Source organism: Snodgrassella alvi, assembly GCF_002777745.1.
Lineage (GTDB): Bacteria > Pseudomonadota > Gammaproteobacteria > Burkholderiales > Neisseriaceae > Snodgrassella > Snodgrassella alvi_D.
This window is the reverse complement of the sequence record NZ_MEIO01000025.1, coordinates 61,290-78,866: the sequence shown is the minus strand read 5'-3', so window position 1 is coordinate 78,866 and position 17,577 is coordinate 61,290. Positions and strand designations below refer to the sequence as shown.

The 17,577-nt window shown below is 42.3% G+C and carries 12 protein-coding genes and 1 pseudogene; 8 read left to right on the top strand and 5 right to left on the bottom strand.

All coding sequences use genetic code 11. The features are described 5' to 3' along the window. Positions 1–42: 42 nt before the first annotated feature. Both aceF and aceE read right to left on the bottom strand, forming a co-directional pair. Complete coding sequence (gene aceF, locus BHC51_RS01505) at positions 43–1,680, bottom strand: dihydrolipoyllysine-residue acetyltransferase (protein WP_100123692.1); 1,638 nt, start codon at positions 1,678–1,680, stop codon at positions 43–45. Positions 1,681–1,787: 107 nt separating this feature from the next. Next, positions 1,788–4,496, bottom strand: coding sequence for a pyruvate dehydrogenase (acetyl-transferring), homodimeric type (aceE, locus tag BHC51_RS01500; RefSeq protein WP_373885643.1), 2,709 nt, complete (start codon positions 4,494–4,496; stop codon positions 1,788–1,790). Between the two features lie 980 nt (positions 4,497–5,476). Between aceE and BHC51_RS01495 the strand changes: the two genes are divergently transcribed. Both BHC51_RS01495 and BHC51_RS01490 read left to right on the top strand, forming a co-directional pair. Further along, the gene (locus BHC51_RS01495) at positions 5,477–6,445 is read left to right on the top strand and encodes a DnaJ C-terminal domain-containing protein (protein WP_100153153.1); all 969 of its coding nucleotides are present in this window, start codon (positions 5,477–5,479) and stop codon (positions 6,443–6,445) included. 22 nt (positions 6,446–6,467) lie between these two features. Next, positions 6,468–6,734 carry a chaperone modulator CbpM gene (locus BHC51_RS01490; RefSeq protein WP_100098776.1) on the top strand — a complete coding sequence of 89 codons (267 nt, stop codon included), beginning with the start codon at positions 6,468–6,470 and terminating at the stop codon, positions 6,732–6,734. 34 nt (positions 6,735–6,768) lie between these two features. On the opposite strand, the gene mtgA is transcribed toward BHC51_RS01490, so the two are convergent. Both mtgA and aroE read right to left on the bottom strand, forming a co-directional pair. Further along, positions 6,769–7,464: a monofunctional biosynthetic peptidoglycan transglycosylase gene (mtgA, locus tag BHC51_RS01485; protein ID WP_100098775.1), complete on the bottom strand. Its 696-nt coding sequence runs from the start codon at positions 7,462–7,464 to the stop codon at positions 6,769–6,771. Next, positions 7,461–8,264, bottom strand: a complete 804-nt coding sequence (gene aroE, locus BHC51_RS01480) for a shikimate dehydrogenase (RefSeq protein WP_100153201.1) — start codon at positions 8,262–8,264, stop codon at positions 7,461–7,463. The genes mtgA and aroE overlap by 4 nt, the downstream gene beginning before the upstream one ends. A 546-nt stretch (positions 8,265–8,810) precedes the next feature. Between aroE and BHC51_RS01475 the strand changes: the two genes are divergently transcribed. From BHC51_RS01475 to BHC51_RS01450, 6 genes and pseudogenes are all read left to right on the top strand, one after another. Continuing rightward, positions 8,811–10,283: an MFS transporter gene (locus BHC51_RS01475; protein ID WP_100153152.1), complete on the top strand. Its 1,473-nt coding sequence runs from the start codon at positions 8,811–8,813 to the stop codon at positions 10,281–10,283. Positions 10,284–11,017: 734 nt separating this feature from the next. After that, positions 11,018–12,436 carry a type I glutamate--ammonia ligase gene (gene glnA, locus BHC51_RS01470; protein ID WP_100098772.1) on the top strand — a complete coding sequence of 473 codons (1,419 nt, stop codon included), beginning with the start codon at positions 11,018–11,020 and terminating at the stop codon, positions 12,434–12,436. A 358-nt stretch (positions 12,437–12,794) separates the two neighbouring features. Further along, positions 12,795–14,294 carry an exopolyphosphatase gene (gene ppx / locus BHC51_RS01465; RefSeq protein WP_100153151.1) on the top strand — a complete coding sequence of 500 codons (1,500 nt, stop codon included), beginning with the start codon at positions 12,795–12,797 and terminating at the stop codon, positions 14,292–14,294. 25 nt (positions 14,295–14,319) lie between these two features. Then, the gene (gene corA / locus BHC51_RS01460; protein ID WP_100098770.1) at positions 14,320–15,396 is read left to right on the top strand and encodes a magnesium/cobalt transporter CorA; all 1,077 of its coding nucleotides are present in this window, start codon (positions 14,320–14,322) and stop codon (positions 15,394–15,396) included. Between the two features lie 80 nt (positions 15,397–15,476). Beyond that, a pseudogene (locus tag BHC51_RS01455) lies at positions 15,477–15,973 on the top strand (acyl-CoA thioesterase). A 22-nt stretch (positions 15,974–15,995) separates the two neighbouring features. Continuing rightward, positions 15,996–16,622, top strand: a complete 627-nt coding sequence (locus tag BHC51_RS01450; protein WP_100098769.1) for a riboflavin synthase subunit alpha — start codon at positions 15,996–15,998, stop codon at positions 16,620–16,622. Between the two features lie 312 nt (positions 16,623–16,934). On the opposite strand, the gene BHC51_RS01445 is transcribed toward BHC51_RS01450, so the two are convergent. Beyond that, positions 16,935–17,393: a hypothetical protein gene (locus BHC51_RS01445; RefSeq protein WP_100098768.1), complete on the bottom strand. Its 459-nt coding sequence runs from the start codon at positions 17,391–17,393 to the stop codon at positions 16,935–16,937. Between the last annotated feature and the right edge of the window lie 184 nt (positions 17,394–17,577).

Here is a 17,577-nt window from a genome sequence, read left to right as displayed (position 1 = left end):
GCCAGAAACCAATCTGTTTTCGGGCAGCCTCTGATTAAAGACTTACAGAGATACGCGGCGGAAATCAGCCAGCAACTGGCTGATAAATACCAGAAAACGCATACCGGCTGCACCATCAATCACACGGTGATCGAAAGAAAGCGACAGCGGGCATTGTAAGCGTGGTTCAAATTCCTTGCCATTCCAGCTTGGTTTAATTTGGGATTTACATACACCTAGAATGGCTACTTCCGGAGCATTAACAATCGGCGTAAATCCTGTGCCGCCAATACCACCCAAAGAAGAAATAGTAAAGGAAGCGCCTTGCATTTCCTGCGGTTTGAGCTTGCCTTCACGTGCACGTTTACTCATGTCGGCTAGTTCTTGCGTGATTTCCTTCAGGCCTTTCTGGTCGGCATTCTTGATAACCGGCACTACCAGACCATTCGGTGTATCTGCAGCAAAGCCGATATGGATGTATTTTTTCAGAATCAAGTTATCGCCATCAAGCGAAGAATTGAATTCTGGAAACTCCTGTAAAGCTTTCACGCAGGCCAGAATGATGAAAGCTAGCGGAGATACTTTAATACCAGCTCGTTCCCATTCTTTATTCAATTGTTTGCGGAATGCTTCCAGATCAGTCATGTCTGCATCTTCATGCAAAGTAACATGAGGAATCATTACCCAATTACGCGCCAGATTCTGACCGGATATTTTCTTGATGCGTGACAGTTCTTTAACTTCGATTTCACCAAATTTGCTGAAATCTACTTTTGGCCATGGCAATAAATCCAGCCCACCACCAAGAGAAGCACCTGCACCACCCTGTTCAATTTTCTGCATCACAGACTTAACAAAGCCACGCAAGTCTACTGGTGTAATACGTCCTTTACGGCCACTGCCAGTTACACGTCCCAGATCTACACCCAGCTCACGAGCAAGTTTGCGAACAGATGGGCTGGCATGAGCTTTTTCAAAGCCTTTTTCATCAATATCCGAGCTACCAAAAGCTTGTGGAACATGACTTTTAATTTCGGCACGTAAATCATTGTTTTCAGCCGATGGAGTTGCAGCAACCTGTTTTTTAATTTCTGCGGCTTCTTTTTGCGCTGATGTTGCTGGTATATTTGCGTCAGCACTGGCTGATGCAGCAGCTACTTCAATCAGGGCACTGCCTTCCGAAACCTTGTCACCTACTTTTACATGTACAGCAGTTACCTTGCCGGCAACTGTAGACGGTACATCCATGGTGGCTTTATCAGTTTCGAGGGTAACCAGCGTCTGGTCAACAGCCACTTCATCACCTACCTTAATATCCACCTCTATCACATCTACATTCGAGAAGTTGCCGATATCAGGTACATTTACCGCAACTGACTGTACAGCAGCACCAGCGGCACTTTTAGTAGTGGCTTCCGCTTTAGCTGGTGCTTCAGCTACTGAAGGAGCTGCCACAGCATCGGTAGCTTCCACTTTTACAATTACACTGCCTTCAGAAACTTTATCGCCTACTTTAACCAGCACTTCTTTAACTACACCAGCATGATCAGCAGGTACATCCATAGTGGCCTTATCGGTTTCGAGCGTAATCAAGGTATCGTCTACCGCAATACTATCGCCAACCTTGACTGCCACATCAATAACATCGACACCAGTATAATTACCGATATCTGGCACTTTTATTTCTACAATCTGACTCATCATTATGTCCTTTGGTGACAGCAGGATACACCTGCGTCCGACAATCGTTAGCCTCTACAGCCAACACAACCTGCCTGAAAGTGATACACATTCAGGCAGTCGGTTCATTAGCGTGTCCAGCTTGGTTCAACATCAGCCTTGATACCATATTTACTGATGGCATCCTGTACAACCTGTTTGCTGATCTTACCTTCATCAGCCAGACCGTTAAGAGCGGCCACCGCAACGTGGTAACGGTTGACTTCAAAGAATTCACGCAAATTGTCACGGGAATCACTGCGACCAAAGCCATCAGTACCCAGCACAGTAAAGATATCCTGCGGAACATAGGCGCGGATTCGGTCAGCAAAGTGACGTACATAATCAGTTGAAGCTACAACTGGGCCTTCGTGACCAGATAGCAACTGGGTTACATAAGGTACTTTCTGTGTATCAGTCGGGTGCAGACGATTGTAACGCTCAATATCAATACCATCGCGATACAGTTCATTAAATGAAGTAACACTCCAGATATTCGCATCTACATCAAAATCCTGTTTCAGCAGTTCTGCAGCAGCAATTACTTCCTGCAAAATCACACCGGAACCCATCAACTGTACTTTTTGCTTGCCGCCAGTTCCTTCCTGCAACAGATACATACCTTTTAGAATCTGCTGCTCAATACCTTCACGCTGTGGCATGGCCGGATGTTTGTAATTCTGGTTCATCAAAGTAATGTAATAGAACACATCCTCACGTTCTACATACATACGGTGCATACCATTCTGAATAATCACAGCCACTTCATAAGAGAAGGACGGATCATAAGAGATACAATTTGGAATCAACTCAGCCTGAATATGGCTGTGACCGTCCTGATGCTGCAAACCTTCACCATTTAGTGTCGTACGGCCAGAGGTACCGCCCAGCATAAAGCCACGAGCACGCTGATCACCAGCAGCCCAAGCCAAGTCACCAATACGTTGGAAACCAAACATTGAATAATAAATATAGAATGGAATCAGCGGATAATCGTTATTGGAATAGCTGGTGGCTGCTGCAATCCACGAGCTCATGGCACCCGGTTCGTTAATACCTTCCTGGAAAATCTGACCGTTTTTGGATTCTTTATAGAACATCAACTGGTCATGATCCTGAGGCGTATAAATCTGGCCTTTTGGATTCCAGATACCATACTGACGGAACAGACCCTCCATCCCAAAAGTACGGCTTTCATCTGGCACAATCGGAACCACACGTTTACCGATATTCTTATCTTTAAGTAATGTACTCAGAATACGTACAAACGCCATAGTGGTAGAGAACTCACGGTCACCACTGTCCTGCAACTGCGGAGCAAACTCGCTCAGTGCAGGAATAGTCAGTTGTTCAGAATCTGGATGACGATATGGCAGGAAGCCGCCGAGCTCGGCACGGCGCTCTTTCATATATTTCATTTCTTCGCTGTCTTCAGGCAGACGGAAGAACGGGAGAGTGTGTTCCATCTCTTCATCAGTTACCGGAATCTGGAAGCGATCACGGAACTGTTTCAAAGATTTCATATCCATTTTCTTGGCCTGATGGGCAGTGTTTTGTGCTTCACCGGAAGCGCCCATACCATAGCCCTTAATGGTTTTAGCCAGAATCACTGTCGGACGACCATCCGGATTATTCACTGCTTCGTAATATGCCGCATAAACTTTGTGTGGATCATGACCACCACGATTCAGTGACCAGATTTCATCGTCTGACATATTTGCCACCATGGCTTTTAGTTCAGGCGTATTGAAGAAGTGTTCACGGACATAGGCACCATTTTGTGATTTATACATCTGATAATCACCGTCAACACACTCTTCCATGCGTTTTTTCAGTAGATTATCTTTATCTTGTGCCAGCAGTGCATCCCATTTGCTGCCCCAGATTACTTTCAGTACATTCCAGCCCGCACCACGGAAGTTACCTTCCAATTCCTGAATGATTTTTCCGTTACCACGTACCGGACCATCTAGACGCTGCAAATTACAGTTCACAACAAAAATCAAATTGTCCAGACCATCACGGGCAGCCAGCGCAATAGCACCCTGACTTTCCGGTTCGTCCATTTCACCGTCGCCACAGAATACCCATACCTTACGACCCTGAGTCTTGGCCAGACCTCGAGATTCTAGATATTTCAGCAAGCGTGCCTGATAAATGCCCTGTATTGCGCCCAGCCCCATAGATACGGTCGGGAACTGCCAAAAATCAGGCATCAGCCACGGATGAGGGTAGGAAGACAGACCATTACCATCCACTTCCTGACGGAAATTACGCATCTGTTCTTCAGTCAGACGACCTTCAACGAAAGCACGGGCATAGAAACCAGGCGCACTATGTCCTTGGAAGAATATTAAATCGCCTTCCTGATTTTCTGTTTTACCGTGCCAGAAATGATTAAAGCCAACATCGTATAAAGTGGCGCATGACTGAAAGCTGGCAATATGGCCACCAAGCTCAAGATTCTTCTTGCTTGCATTTAACACCAGTGCTGCTGCATTCCAGCGCACCAATGAACGAATGCGATGCTCTAATTCATGATTACCCGGTGATTTTTTTTCTTTACCAACAGGAATAGTATTCAGATAGGCTGTAGTGGCACTGAATGGCATATAGATGCCTCGGCGGCGAATATAGCGCACCAAGCTTTCCATCAAATAATGAGCGCGTTCGGGTCCCTCTTCTTTCAGCACCGAACTTAACGAATCCAGCCATTCCTGGGTTTCAATCGGATCGATATCTTGATCATGGAAGTCAGCAGACATAGCAATATCCTCTTTCATATGGGATTGAGTCATGAACAAAACACTTTATGTTGTTGCTATTTCATCTATTATTTTCTTTTTTTAACCAATTTCTTTACCAAACTGATTAAAAAAATACATATAAATTCAAACAACTTACAATAAATCTGCATAATCTGAATTCAGAAAAGCATATATTATTGTGGTGCAACATACTGTATTTTCGCCCAAATCGTACCAGTGTAATGCATAAACAGCAATGTCTTTTTACACCAATTTTCTGATTTAAAACAAACAAACGAATCATCACAAATTAATATAATTCAGACATTTAACTATCCTTCCAAATAACAATTTTAGGTAATTAAATAAAATAAAAGTAAATAGAATCAATTATAATCTTAATAATATGCATTTATCATTAACGTTTTCTATTTATTTTGATATTTCCCAGAAAAAAAATCTGTTCTGAACATCAATACAATGATTCACATGCAATAACCGTAAATAAACATTATCTATACAGACATTTTAGCTATGGATAACCAAGCTTGTTCACCGCAGAAATTGCAAAAATTGCAAGCTGCATGATTCCGACAAAATAATTTTTATATTTTTAATAATAAAAACTTAAACTGTAAATACTTAACTATTCATATAGTATCGTTTTCAAATCATGTTTTCACAACACCCCTATTTATTTACTCAAAAATTTATCATTTTGCTTTTGATTAGCCCAATGCTGAAAATTTAACTTTTACTTTGGTGTACGTGTATAGCTTACTACTTTTTTCATAACATACTGATTTTATTTTATTCAGATTCAATCAGAATGTACTGCGATGAATAATCTCTAAAAGTATTAGTCAATAAATTCAGTTATATATTAACAAATATTAATAGATATCAACTCAAAATACATAAAACATCTTCTACCGATATAACTTACCCTCTTTAAAATTTAGCCGTACGCCCTCAATTAAAATACAATAGTAATTTGAAAAATCTAAAGAAATTCCCGCAAAGGACAGAACATGGCTGAACGCAATTTTTATGAAATTCTGGGTGTAGACCGCAAAGCCAGCGAAGACGATATAAAAAAAGCCTATCGCAAATTGGTACGCAAATATCATCCAGATATCAGCAAAGACCCTGATGCAGTAGCCAAAACCAGTGAAATCAACATCGCCTACGAAACTCTGCACAACAAGGAAAAACGCGCCGAGTACGATGAAATGTTGGACAACCCTTTCCGACATGGCGGTCAGCAAAATGATGGCAGCCATCATGGCTATAACTATCAGCAATATGAGTTTGACCCCAGCCATTTTGGTCAGAACGGAGCTTTTGGTAGCGGCGACTTTCGCTTTGATGATTTCTTCTCTGCTTTTGGCAGCAGTGGCCAGCATGGCTTTCAACAGAATCGCACTGGCCCGATGGGTGGTGAAGATCAGCATGCCGAGTTAGTGATTGACATTTCCGCTGCCTATCAGGGTGCTCAGCGCAACCTGTCATTAAATATGCCCACCCTGAATACTCAGAGACAAATGACATACGAACGGAAAACTCTGAATGTAAAAATTCCAGCAGGTATTACCGAAGGGCAACAGATTCGGCTTAGTGGTCAGGGATTACCGGGCTTTAATGGTGGCGCAGCTGGAGATTTATACTTAAAAATCAGCTTCCGTAATCAGGAAAATCTGTATGTTCAAAATCGCAAAGATGTTTACCAACGCATCAATGTTGCGCCATGGACAGCCGCATTAGGTGGTAAAACCGATATCATCACCCCAGCCGGATTATTAAGTGTCAATATTCCGGCCAATAGTCACAACGGTCAGAAAATGCGTTTGAAAGGTAAGGGTATACCCGCAAAAGAGGCTGGCGATTTATATCTGTTAATCAATATTGTGTTGCCTCAAACCAATACCGAAACCGATCGTGCCGCATGGCAAGCACTTGCCTCGCATTATGCCGCTTTTCAGCCTCAGAACCACATTTGATATTTGACAGCAGGAGCGCAAAATGAATAATAATCAACAAGATGTAGAATTAAGCTTTGATGATCTAGTTCGCGCCTGCGGCAATCAAAGTAACTGGATATTAAGTTTAATTGCCGAAAGCGTTATTCCCATTGAACAGGAACCACAATTGGCGCGTTATACCGGTTATCACATGGCTATAGCCCGCCGTGCATGGCGCATACATCGCGATTTCGATGCCAGTGCCAGTGCAACAGCTCTTATTTTGCAATTACTTGATGAGGTAGAAGAGCTGCGCCGGCGCAGCTAGTGTGGTTTAAATTATTATTAATTACCCTGCACCGTTACTGGTCGTTATCCGGCAATTGTGCCGAACCCATGCGCCGTAAAATCACGTTGGCTTTACGGCGGATTTCTTTATCGTGCGGATGGTCGATGTAATAAAGGGGTCTGGGTACACGTGCAGCCAGCTTCGCTGCCTGTTGCGCAGACAACTGCATCGCTGTACGCCCATATATTGTTTCACTTGCCGCTTCCGCCCCGAATACACCATAGCCCCATTCAATTACATTCAGATATAAAGTAAAGATCCGGTCTTTATTGGTAGTTGCTTCGAGCAAAGAAGTAATCACCGCTTCTTCAGCCTTGCGCCAGTAGTGGCGACTTTCAGACAAAAACAGATTTTTGGCCAATTGTTGGCTGATAGTTGAACCACCCGCCTCTATTTTGCCCTGATGTTCATTTCTTTTAATTGCCGTACGAATACCATTCCAGTCAAAACCGTCATGTTCAGTAAAGCGGGCATCTTCCGAAGCAATCAGGGCTTTTTTCAGATTGGGCGAGATCCGGTTGTAAGCTATCCATTTATAATTTAACTGGATATCAGGATGAGTTGTAGCTAGCTCATGCATACGCAATAGCATAAACATGGTACGGTGTGGTGCTACAGCCCGATATGTTAACAGGCTGCCATATACATAAGCATTAAACAACAAAAATATTGTCACCAAAACGATTAACAAATTGCGCACTATATTCATGACTGTTCCATTTCCTCGCGCATTTGTCTGGTTACTGACCTAATATCCGGCCTGAATCCATGCCATATTTCATACGATGCCGCAGCTTGAGCCACCAGCATACTGAGACCATCTGCCAATTTTGTGCATCCAGCCGCCTGCGCCTGAAGCAAAAAAGGAGTCAACTCCCGCGCATACATCATATCGTATACCAGTTGTGCCCGTGCCAGCACAATTGGCGCCACAGGTACTTCCTGCCCATGCAGACTGCCAGAAGTCGCATTGATGATTACATCATAATGCGGTTCAATCTGAATTAGCTCACACCAGTTCACCGCATGTTCCCGTGCTAATACTCGTGCTTTTTCTACAGTGCGATTGGCAATCGTTAATGAAGCCGGCTGTTGCTGCAAAAGAGGTTGAATCACACCACAGGCGGCGCCACCTGCGCCCAGTAATAATATATGACTGTTATGCAATGAAAAAGACAGTAATTCCTCAATTGCGTGCACCAGCCCAATACCATCAGTATTGTCCCCCAGCAAATAACCATCGCGCCAGAACAAGGTATTGACTGCTTTTGCTGCCTTTGCCCTCTCAGTTAACACATCAGCCAGTCTAAAAGCCTCGTATTTAAAAGGTACAGTAACATTAGCTCCTACCCCACCTGTAGCAAAAAACTCCCTTGCAGCTCTCGCAAAATCATCAATTAAAACCAAATGTCGTTCATAGATTAACTTACGCCTCTCCTGAGCTGCAAAAGCCTGATGTATTTGCGGAGAACGGCTATGTGCTATTGGATTACCAAAAACTGCAAACACACCCTTTACCTCAACTCTACTGTGTAAATAATTGTCACTATTATCCAGACTATACGCATGAATAGCAAAACGGTAACCACATTCAGGAAACAATATATTGCCCTATTTGCCTTCTTAATGTCAGCACCAGCACTACCCGAAAAATCCTATTATTTAATGTATTTACTAATCACAAACTAACACATCAACCAAGAATTTACTCTGCATCAAAAATCTAACCATATTCTACAGACCATAACCTACTGGCATTTATCCCGTATAAAGAACCAAATTAGCAACAATTAAAAAAAATCTTTATAATTAACCTCAATTTACTATATCATCTATAAATTATTAACTATTTTACTTTTGTATTATCTACTAATTCTAATTACAGCCTGATTACATCCAGGTAAACACATAACTACTTATCAATCAGCTGGCTTTAATCAACTCACTAGTTCAAAAAACAATCTGATAACTGGCCAGCATCTGAACTGCAAATTTATTAGTTTCTGCGCAAACACTGTGCAAAACAATTGATATAGTATTTATTCGGGATGAATCATGCATACTCACCAGATTGCCATTCTTCAAGCATCAGATAAATTACCATTACATGTTAAACTGGGATATGCCATTGGACAGATGGCAGACTCGCTGGCTTATAATCTCTTTTATGTTTTTTATCTGTTTTTTCTGACTAATGTTGCCAGTATTCCTGCTGGGCGGGCGGGCACAATTGTCCTGATTGCTGTTATCTGGGATGCAATTGCAGACCCGCTGGTAGGTCAGTTTTCCGACACTATCAATTCACACTGGGGACGACGCAGACCTCTGATGCTGGCAGCTATCCTGCCATACGCCCTGTTAATGCTGCTTTTATATACAAACATCTCAACATTTAATGTAAATCAACAAACTGTATATTTCACCATACTGGCCATTCTGTTCTGGTCTGCTTACAAAATCTATGTGATTCCTTTCTACAGCCTTGGCGCAGAAATGACTAATAACTTTGATGAACGAACTTCTCTTCGTGTATGGGCTGGTTATGCCCTGAATTTGGCCGTACTTGTTTCATCTTCCGCTCCGCCATTAATTGTTAAATGGATTGTTGATGCCGGCTTTAGTGTGAGCAGCAGCTGGCGCGGCGTCAGTTTAATATTTGCCATTTTAACCCTGATAAGCGGTCTTACCTGCTGGTATCTGACCCGAGGTTATGAACTGCCTATCCGTGAAAGAAAGCCCAGAGTAGATGGCAAATACCACCCTGTGGCTTTTATCGGTGAAGTTTTAAGCAACATGTTCGAAATTGGCCATCTTTCATCCAGTAAATTTCTTGGTGCTTCGGTTTTTTTCTGGTCAGCAGCCTACACCCTCAGTACCGGAGCACTTTATTATTTATTCCTGAATAATATGGCCTATAGTGAACAAGATGCGGCACTTAACTTTTTAATTTATAGCCTGCTGGCTCTGGTCTGGCTACCTATAGTGAATTACACCGCACAAAAATTTGATAAGAAAACCGTCTATTATCTTTCTATGTTCATCAGTTCGATAGGCACAGGGTTATTCTACTTTTATGGTTTCCCAAACAGAAACATGCTGATTATGTATTTAATATTACTACAGCTTGGCAACAGCTATTTCTGGACAGTCTATTATTCAATGATGTATGACATATGTGAACTGGATGATTTTATCAACGACAAGCGGCGGGAAGGTGCCATTACTGCCTTAATGTCGTTTCTACAAAAATTTGGTAGCGCACTAGCCATCTGGTTTATCGGTTTTTATATGGACAGACATGGTTATATTTCTTCCAGCGGGCAGCAAACTATCACCCAGCCACCACAAGCCCTGCACGCCATTCTGGAGCTAAATACCTCGATTCATGCTCTGGTAGGATTGCTGGCAGCACTTTTTGCCATTGGCTACCCCTTAACCCGCAGCCGCTATCAGGCATTACTTGCAGCCTTACAAGCAAAAAAAGAGCAACAATCCTACACTACCAGCGATTTCAAACAACTGTTATAACTATAATTACAAAGTCGACCTAACAATAAAACTATAAATAGACAAGTATACTAATCAAACATTGCATTAACAGGTGTTACCAGCAAAAACAAGGTCACCCACTGAAGTCTATGATATTGATGGCGGCTACAGCACCACGCCAGATAATTATAGCGGTTTAGATTTCCCTATTGCCCACACCGGCATAACCACAATCTTATCCAGAGACAAGCCGTTTTTGCTGGCCAGTATAATTTAGATGGTAGTTATAGAATCCACCATTGTCTACTGACTGGATAATTTCAGCTTAATGCACAGCAACGGCCTAGGTACAACTCTCCGGTAAACATCAGGCAATCACTTTACTTTCCTGATATTATTAATAGTCAGCCTATTAATAACATAAATTATTTTTACCCGTTAAACGGCAAAACCTAGGTCTACTGAACAACAGCAACAGCTCGCATCAGATCCAGATTCACTCTAGAAACCCAATCATTTAAAAATACTTAGCCTCATAATTGGAATTGGCACAGAACCATCTTTCTGACAACATTGGCACATAGTTCTCAAATTCTGATATAAACCAGAGTGAATATCCACAACACAATGTTTTTAAAAGAATAAAATTAACCACCATTGCAAAGCCGGCGTTTTTTTACATCAGCGCATTTTTTTTACAAAGCGATTGTGGCAGAATCAGACTAACTTATAAGAGAGTGCGTCACTCTCCAGACCTTAATGGGAGCTTTAAAATGTCAATAAAAGAAGTAGTTAGCCTGATTGAAGAAAGCGAAGCCAAGTTCATTGATTTACGTTTTACCGATACAAAAGGCAAACAGCAGCACGTATCCGTACCAGCCCGAATTGTACTGGAAGATCCGGAAGAATGGTTTGAAAACGGACAGGCTTTTGATGGTTCATCCATTGCTGGCTGGAAAGGCATTCAGGCTTCCGATATGACTCTGAAACCAGATGCATCTACAGCATTTATTGACCCATTTTACGATGACACCACCGTGGTTTTAACCTGTGATGTAATCGATCCAGCCAATGGACAGGGATATGATCGCGATCCACGCTCCATCGCCAAACGTGCTGAAGCTTATCTGAAATCCACCGGCATCGGTGATACCGCTTTCTTTGGTCCAGAACCAGAATTCTTCGTGTTTGATGGAGTAGAATGGCAAACCGATATGAGCGGCACCCGCTACAAAATTCATTCAGAAGAAGCAGCATGGTCTAGCGGCGAATCTTATGATGGCCAAAATACCGGTCACCGCCCGGGCGTTAAAGGCGGCTATTTCCCGGTTGCGCCAGTAGATTCTGGTCAGGATTTACGTTCAGCCTGCACCCAGACTCTGGAAGCTATTGGTATCCCAGTTGAAGTACATCACCACGAAGTAGCTACTGCTGGCCAGATGGAAATCGGTACCCGTTTTAATACCCTAGTTCGTCGTGCAGACTGGACACAAGACATGAAATATGTGATTCAGAATGTTGCGCACAACTTTGGCAAAACTGCCACCTTTATGCCCAAACCGATTCTGGGAGACAATGGTTCCGGTATGCACGTACACCAGTCTATCTGGAAAGATGGTCAAAACCTGTTTTCCGGTGATGGCTATGCCGGTCTGTCTGACTTAGCATTGTATTATATCGGCGGCATCATTAAACATGCCAAAGCACTGAATGCATTAACCAATCCGTCAACCAACTCCTACAAACGTCTGGTACCACATTTTGAAGCACCAACCAAACTGGCCTACTCTGCCAAAAACCGTTCAGCTTCTATCCGCATTCCGTATGTAGCCAGTGCCAAAGCACGTCGTATCGAAGCACGCTTCCCGGATCCTACCGCTAACCCTTATTTAGCCTTTGCCGCACTATTAATGGCTGGTCTGGATGGTATTCAAAACAAAATTCACCCAGGTGATCCATCAGATAAAAACCTGTACGACCTGCCACCAGAAGAAGATGCATTAGTACCAACCGTATGTGCATCACTGGAAGAAGCACTGGAAGCCCTGAAGGCTGACCACGAATTCCTTACCCGTGGCGGAGTATTCAGTCAGGACTGGATTGACAGCTACATCGCATTCAAGAGCGAAGATGTAAAATGCATCCGCATGGCACCACACCCGCTTGAATTTGAAATGTATTACAGCCTGTAATCAGATATATTATCAGCCTTAATTCATCAGACCGTTCATTTCAGGATAAAAGTCAAAGCAGCACAATTATCCTGCAAGTGTAACGGTCTTATTCATATTTGCTTACTTAGTAACCAGTGAAATAAACTTGAAACAACTTACCTTCGGCTAAAATCTTTCAGCACGGGTATACAGAAAAATCATATTTCCCCGGTTCTGGCACTTTCTTCTTAACACAACAATAACACATACCATATTAAAAACAATCTGTTAATTATGCATCATTTTTACTATCAGCATATTGCAGCACAGCCATTAATAGCAGTGATGACAGCTATACGGTAACATTATACTTATCTGAAGCTAAAACATTTTCATTATGACCGCGCAAGACATGCTCGCCACCGTAGACCTTGGTTCCAATAGCTTTCGTCTCCAGATTTGTCACAACCAGAACGGCAATCTGCAAGTAGTAGATTCCATAAAAGAAATGGTACGACTGGCCGCCGGTCTGGATGAACAAAAAAACCTTGATCAGGCCTCCCAGCAACGCGCATTAAACTGTCTGGCCAGATTCGGAGAGCGGCTGCGTGGTTTTGACCCGGATCAGGTACGAGCTGTCGCCACCAATACCTTCCGCGTGGCCAAAAATATCAGCCAGTTTATACCGCAGGCTGAAGCAAAACTGGGCTTTCCCATCAATATTATTGCCGGACGAGAAGAAGCACGTCTGATTTATACTGGCGTCGTCCATACCCTGCCGCCCAAAGGTGAAAATATGCTGGTTATCGATATTGGTGGCGGCTCAACTGAATTTGTTATCGGACATCAATTACAGCCGGCTATTACCGAAAGCCTCAGCCTCGGCTGCGTTTCCTACAGTATGCGTTTCTTTCCACGCGGTAAAATAAATAGCAAGAATTTTCAGGCTGCCGTCAACAATGCCCGTGCCGAAATCCAGCGTATTTCAGTAGCACTAAAAAGCATTGGCTGGAATTACGCCATCGGCACATCTGGCTCAGCACGTTCCATTCGCGATGTTATTGCTGCTGGCGACGAATCCATTGATGCCATCACCGCCGCACAAATGCATAAAATTGCCAACCGCATTATCACTGCAGGAAGTACTAAAAAAGCCAAACTGGAAGGATTAAAATCAGATCGGATGGAAGTTTTTGCCGGAGGACTAGCTGTCATGATTGCTGCTTTTGCCGAGCTGAACATCAGCGAAATGACTGTAACCGATGCGGCATTACGCGATGGCGTATTTTACGACATGATCGGAAGGCAACTGGGTGACGACATGCGCAATCAAACTATTGCCGACTTTCAAAAGCGCTATCATGTTGATGTCATTCAGGCAGAAAGAGTGGCCAGTCAGACACAAATGATATTCAGCCATCTAACCGCATCCATTACCCCAGATCATCCAGAACAGTGGCAACAATACGTACACTGGGCAGCCTTACTACACGAAATCGGTCTAGACATTTCCCATACCGGCTTTCACAAGCACGCTGCCTACATTCTTGATCAGGCAGATATGCCCGGTTTTTCCCGCAAAGAACAGCACATTCTGGCCGCCATGGTTCTGGGGCAACGTGGAGATCTGCGTAAAATTGTAGAATTCAGCCAACAGGAAATGCTGTGGCTAGGGATACTTTCACTCCGGCTAGCTGCATTATTCTGCCGGGCACGGCAGGATATTCAGATACCGGTAAACCATTGTGACATCCACTACCACAAGAGCGCCAAACAACTGGTTATTAACATCGGTGCAGAATGGTTAAAACACAATCCGCTTACCGCAAGTGCCTTATTGCAAGAATCCACTTTATGGCACAAAATTGGGTTACAGCTAGAAATCAAGGCTATCTGATTCCCAGATTAATCAAGGATGCCCCATGAGTACACCGCCACCTGTTTCCAGTAACAAACTGCCTCAGATACATAACCTTCCCAGTTTGGCACATCGCAGTAATGTCAGCAAAATGCCGGCACAGTCACTCACTATCATCCAGATCAAATCCAGAGAACTGTATAACCACTGCTATACCGGCACCAATATACGCACTGAAAACATACCAACTCCCTCAAAAGACAGCCTTACCTGGATTCATCTGATCGGAATCACCGATAATGAACAGTTACATCACTTATTAGAAACATTCAACATCCACGAATTGGCCATGGAAGACATACTGAGTCGCAAACAACGCCCGAAAATCGAAAATTACGGACATTACCTGTTTGTGGCTGCACGTGTTTTTACCTACAAAAAACTGAAACTGCAATATAATCAGATTTACATCATCATCGGACAAAATTACATCATCACCTTTCAGTTTGAACCGCTGGGGTTGCTGGAAGTGATTCGTGAATACATCCAGCACAATTACAGAGATATCTATAAAAAAGGCATTGATTTTCTTGCTTATTCATTACTGGATCGAATTGTCGATGATTACTTCGTTACAGTAGATGAGTTTGATAATCGCGTTGAAGGATTAGACAAACAGCTATTTAGTAACAACAATAAAAACCTGCTGGTTTCCATTCACCAACTAAAACGCGATGCAATCAACCTCCGGCGTACCCTATCGCCTATCCGAGATATTGTTGGCCGTATCGTACATAATGAATTCTCCCTGTTCAGCAAAGACATCCATGTCTATTTACTCGATGTTTACGACCATACCCAGCAACTAATGGAAACTCTTGACAGCGCGCGCGATACCGTAATGGGCATGATGGACGTACATTTATCCTATCAGTCCAATCACCTTAATGAACAAATGCGCATGCTCACCGTATTTACCATTATCGTAATGCCACTGAATGTCCTGACCGGCATATATGGTATGAACTTTGACAACATGCCTGAACTGCACTGGCACTATAGTTATTACGTAGTACTTGGCCTCATGGTCACCATCATCATTACCCTGTTAACATATTTTCATAGACGCCACTGGTTATAACCTTTGATGACCTCTATAATAAAAAAATTTTTCACATAAATACAATAATTAACATATAAACACATATCAAAGGTAACTCCATGATACCAACACCATTACCACCGCAAGGCACACAGCATCAACTCTCCATGTCCGTACTGATGACTCCGGCACTAGCAAACTTTCATGGTAACGTACACGGCGGCGATTTACTCAAGCTGTTGGATCAGGTAGCCTATGCTTGTGCCAGTCGTTATTCCGGCGAATACGTAGTAACATTATCTGTAGATCAGGTAATATTCAAAGAACCCATTCACGTGGGTGAACTCGTTACTTTTTATGCCTCAGTCAATCATGTAGGACATACCTCCATGGAAGTAGGAATCCGAGTAGAAGCAGAGGACATCCAGAACCGCAGTGCCCGCCATACCAATAGCTGCGATTTCAGCATGGTAGCTGTTGATAAAAACAGCAAGCCTATGTAGTACCACCACTATGTATTGGCAGTGAAGAACAGGCACGCCGCTTTCAGGAGGGTGTCATTCGCAAAGAAGCACGCTTAAAAGCTGCGCAAACCAAACATAAACAACACATCTGATTATTATTGAAAGTTTAAATAAATGTTTACAGGCATCGTTCAAGGTTTAGGTATTGTTACCGCCATTCATGAACACCACCAGCTACGAACCCTACAGGTACGCCTGCCTCAAGGAACCAATGACAACCTGTCTATTGGCGCATCCATCGCCAATAATGGTTGTTGCCTTACTATCACCGCCATCAACGGCGACGAAGTATGCTTCGATGTTATGGCAGAAAGTCTGGCAAGAACCAATCTGGGGCAACTACGAGTAGGAGATAAAATCAACATTGAACGTGCGGCACGTTATGGTGATGAAATTGGCGGTCATATCATGAGCGGCCATATTTACACCACCACCACCATCACCAGAATTGAAGATACCATGCATAATCGCACTGTCTGGTTTAAACTGCCAAACAATGCCACACCCTATATTCTTACCAAAGGCTTTATTGGCCTAAACGGTTGCAGTCTTACTATCGGAGATGTAACCGAAACAGAATTTAATGTACACCTGATTCCTGAAACCATGAACCGAACACTGTTTGGAACCTGTCAGATAAATGATTGCATTAATCTGGAAATAGACGCACAAACACAAGCAATAGTTGATACTGTGCAAAAATACATGCAGCAGTATGCAGATAAATCAAATATTTATTAATATCAGTGACACGTTTACCACGGTAAATATTACCGTGGTAAAAATTATATTTTACAAATAAATCACATTTCTACAATCATAAAATAAAAAAATTTGCTCTAGAAGTATATCCTTGACCAGCTCATATGTATCTGGAAAATATATAGTGTACACGAGTGTTAGTTGTAATACTAAAGACTAATCCATCTTTAGATAATGTAATTAACATAATATATTTAAGCTCAGAAAACGTTACATAAATTAATTTCTTACAGTCATCTTGCAAATTGCAAAAAATAAAAGTAGGATTTATTGCAAAATATGTACCACCTATCAAGACTGACTCATCCCATCACCAGACCTGTTTTTAAAATACCAGATAGTCAGATATACAGACAATATCACAGCTGGCAAAATTAACATTCCTATGCCAAAGCTCATAGTTCCAACCGACAAACATAAAACAGCATTAGGTATACCACAGCAACAGCCAATAACAACCAAGATTTTTAGATACTTACTTGAACATACATTAAAAAGCCACCCATAAATCATGATCAAAAATATTATTGTTGCAACAAAAGCCATTACTCCGAGTGAAAAACAAATAGCAGCATCGGAATCCATGTTTTGTGGCATAGGCAGAACATGGAGCAATCTGAGAATAGGAAAACTCCCGTTATTATCTACACCTACAATTCCTATAACAAAACAAGGAAAACCTATAAAAAAAGCATTTAAAGAGAACAAAAAACGCCATATAAATGCCTCTGCGGTATATTCTTTTTCCATGCCTATTCCCTTTATACATTTATATTAATTCAAAATCCTGTATATCGATAAAATTTTCAAATCTAATACGGCCTCAAATATTTTCTTATTAACCCAATAATAAAAATTACATCTCTTAATTATTAAAACTTTTTATTATTTAAATATTTATCATTTTACAACGGAATATCTGCTCGCTCCAAGT

Coding starts and splice junctions, on each gene's coding strand:
- BHC51_RS01450 (WP_100098769.1), top strand. CDS start 15,996: ATGTTTACAGGCATCGTTCAAGGTTTAGGTATTGTTACCGCCATTCAT.
- glnA (WP_100098772.1), top strand. CDS start 11,018: ATGTCAATAAAAGAAGTAGTTAGCCTGATTGAAGAAAGCGAAGCCAAG.
- aceF (WP_100123692.1), bottom strand. CDS start 1,680: ATGAGTCAGATTGTAGAAATAAAAGTGCCAGATATCGGTAATTATACT.
- BHC51_RS01495 (WP_100153153.1), top strand. CDS start 5,477: ATGGCTGAACGCAATTTTTATGAAATTCTGGGTGTAGACCGCAAAGCC.
- BHC51_RS01475 (WP_100153152.1), top strand. CDS start 8,811: ATGCATACTCACCAGATTGCCATTCTTCAAGCATCAGATAAATTACCA.
- aceE (WP_373885643.1), bottom strand. CDS start 4,496: ATGACTCAATCCCATATGAAAGAGGATATTGCTATGTCTGCTGACTTC.
- corA (WP_100098770.1), top strand. CDS start 14,320: ATGAGTACACCGCCACCTGTTTCCAGTAACAAACTGCCTCAGATACAT.
- BHC51_RS01445 (WP_100098768.1), bottom strand. CDS start 17,393: ATGGAAAAAGAATATACCGCAGAGGCATTTATATGGCGTTTTTTGTTC.
- ppx (WP_100153151.1), top strand. CDS start 12,795: ATGACCGCGCAAGACATGCTCGCCACCGTAGACCTTGGTTCCAATAGC.
- BHC51_RS01490 (WP_100098776.1), top strand. CDS start 6,468: ATGAATAATAATCAACAAGATGTAGAATTAAGCTTTGATGATCTAGTT.
- mtgA (WP_100098775.1), bottom strand. CDS start 7,464: ATGAATATAGTGCGCAATTTGTTAATCGTTTTGGTGACAATATTTTTG.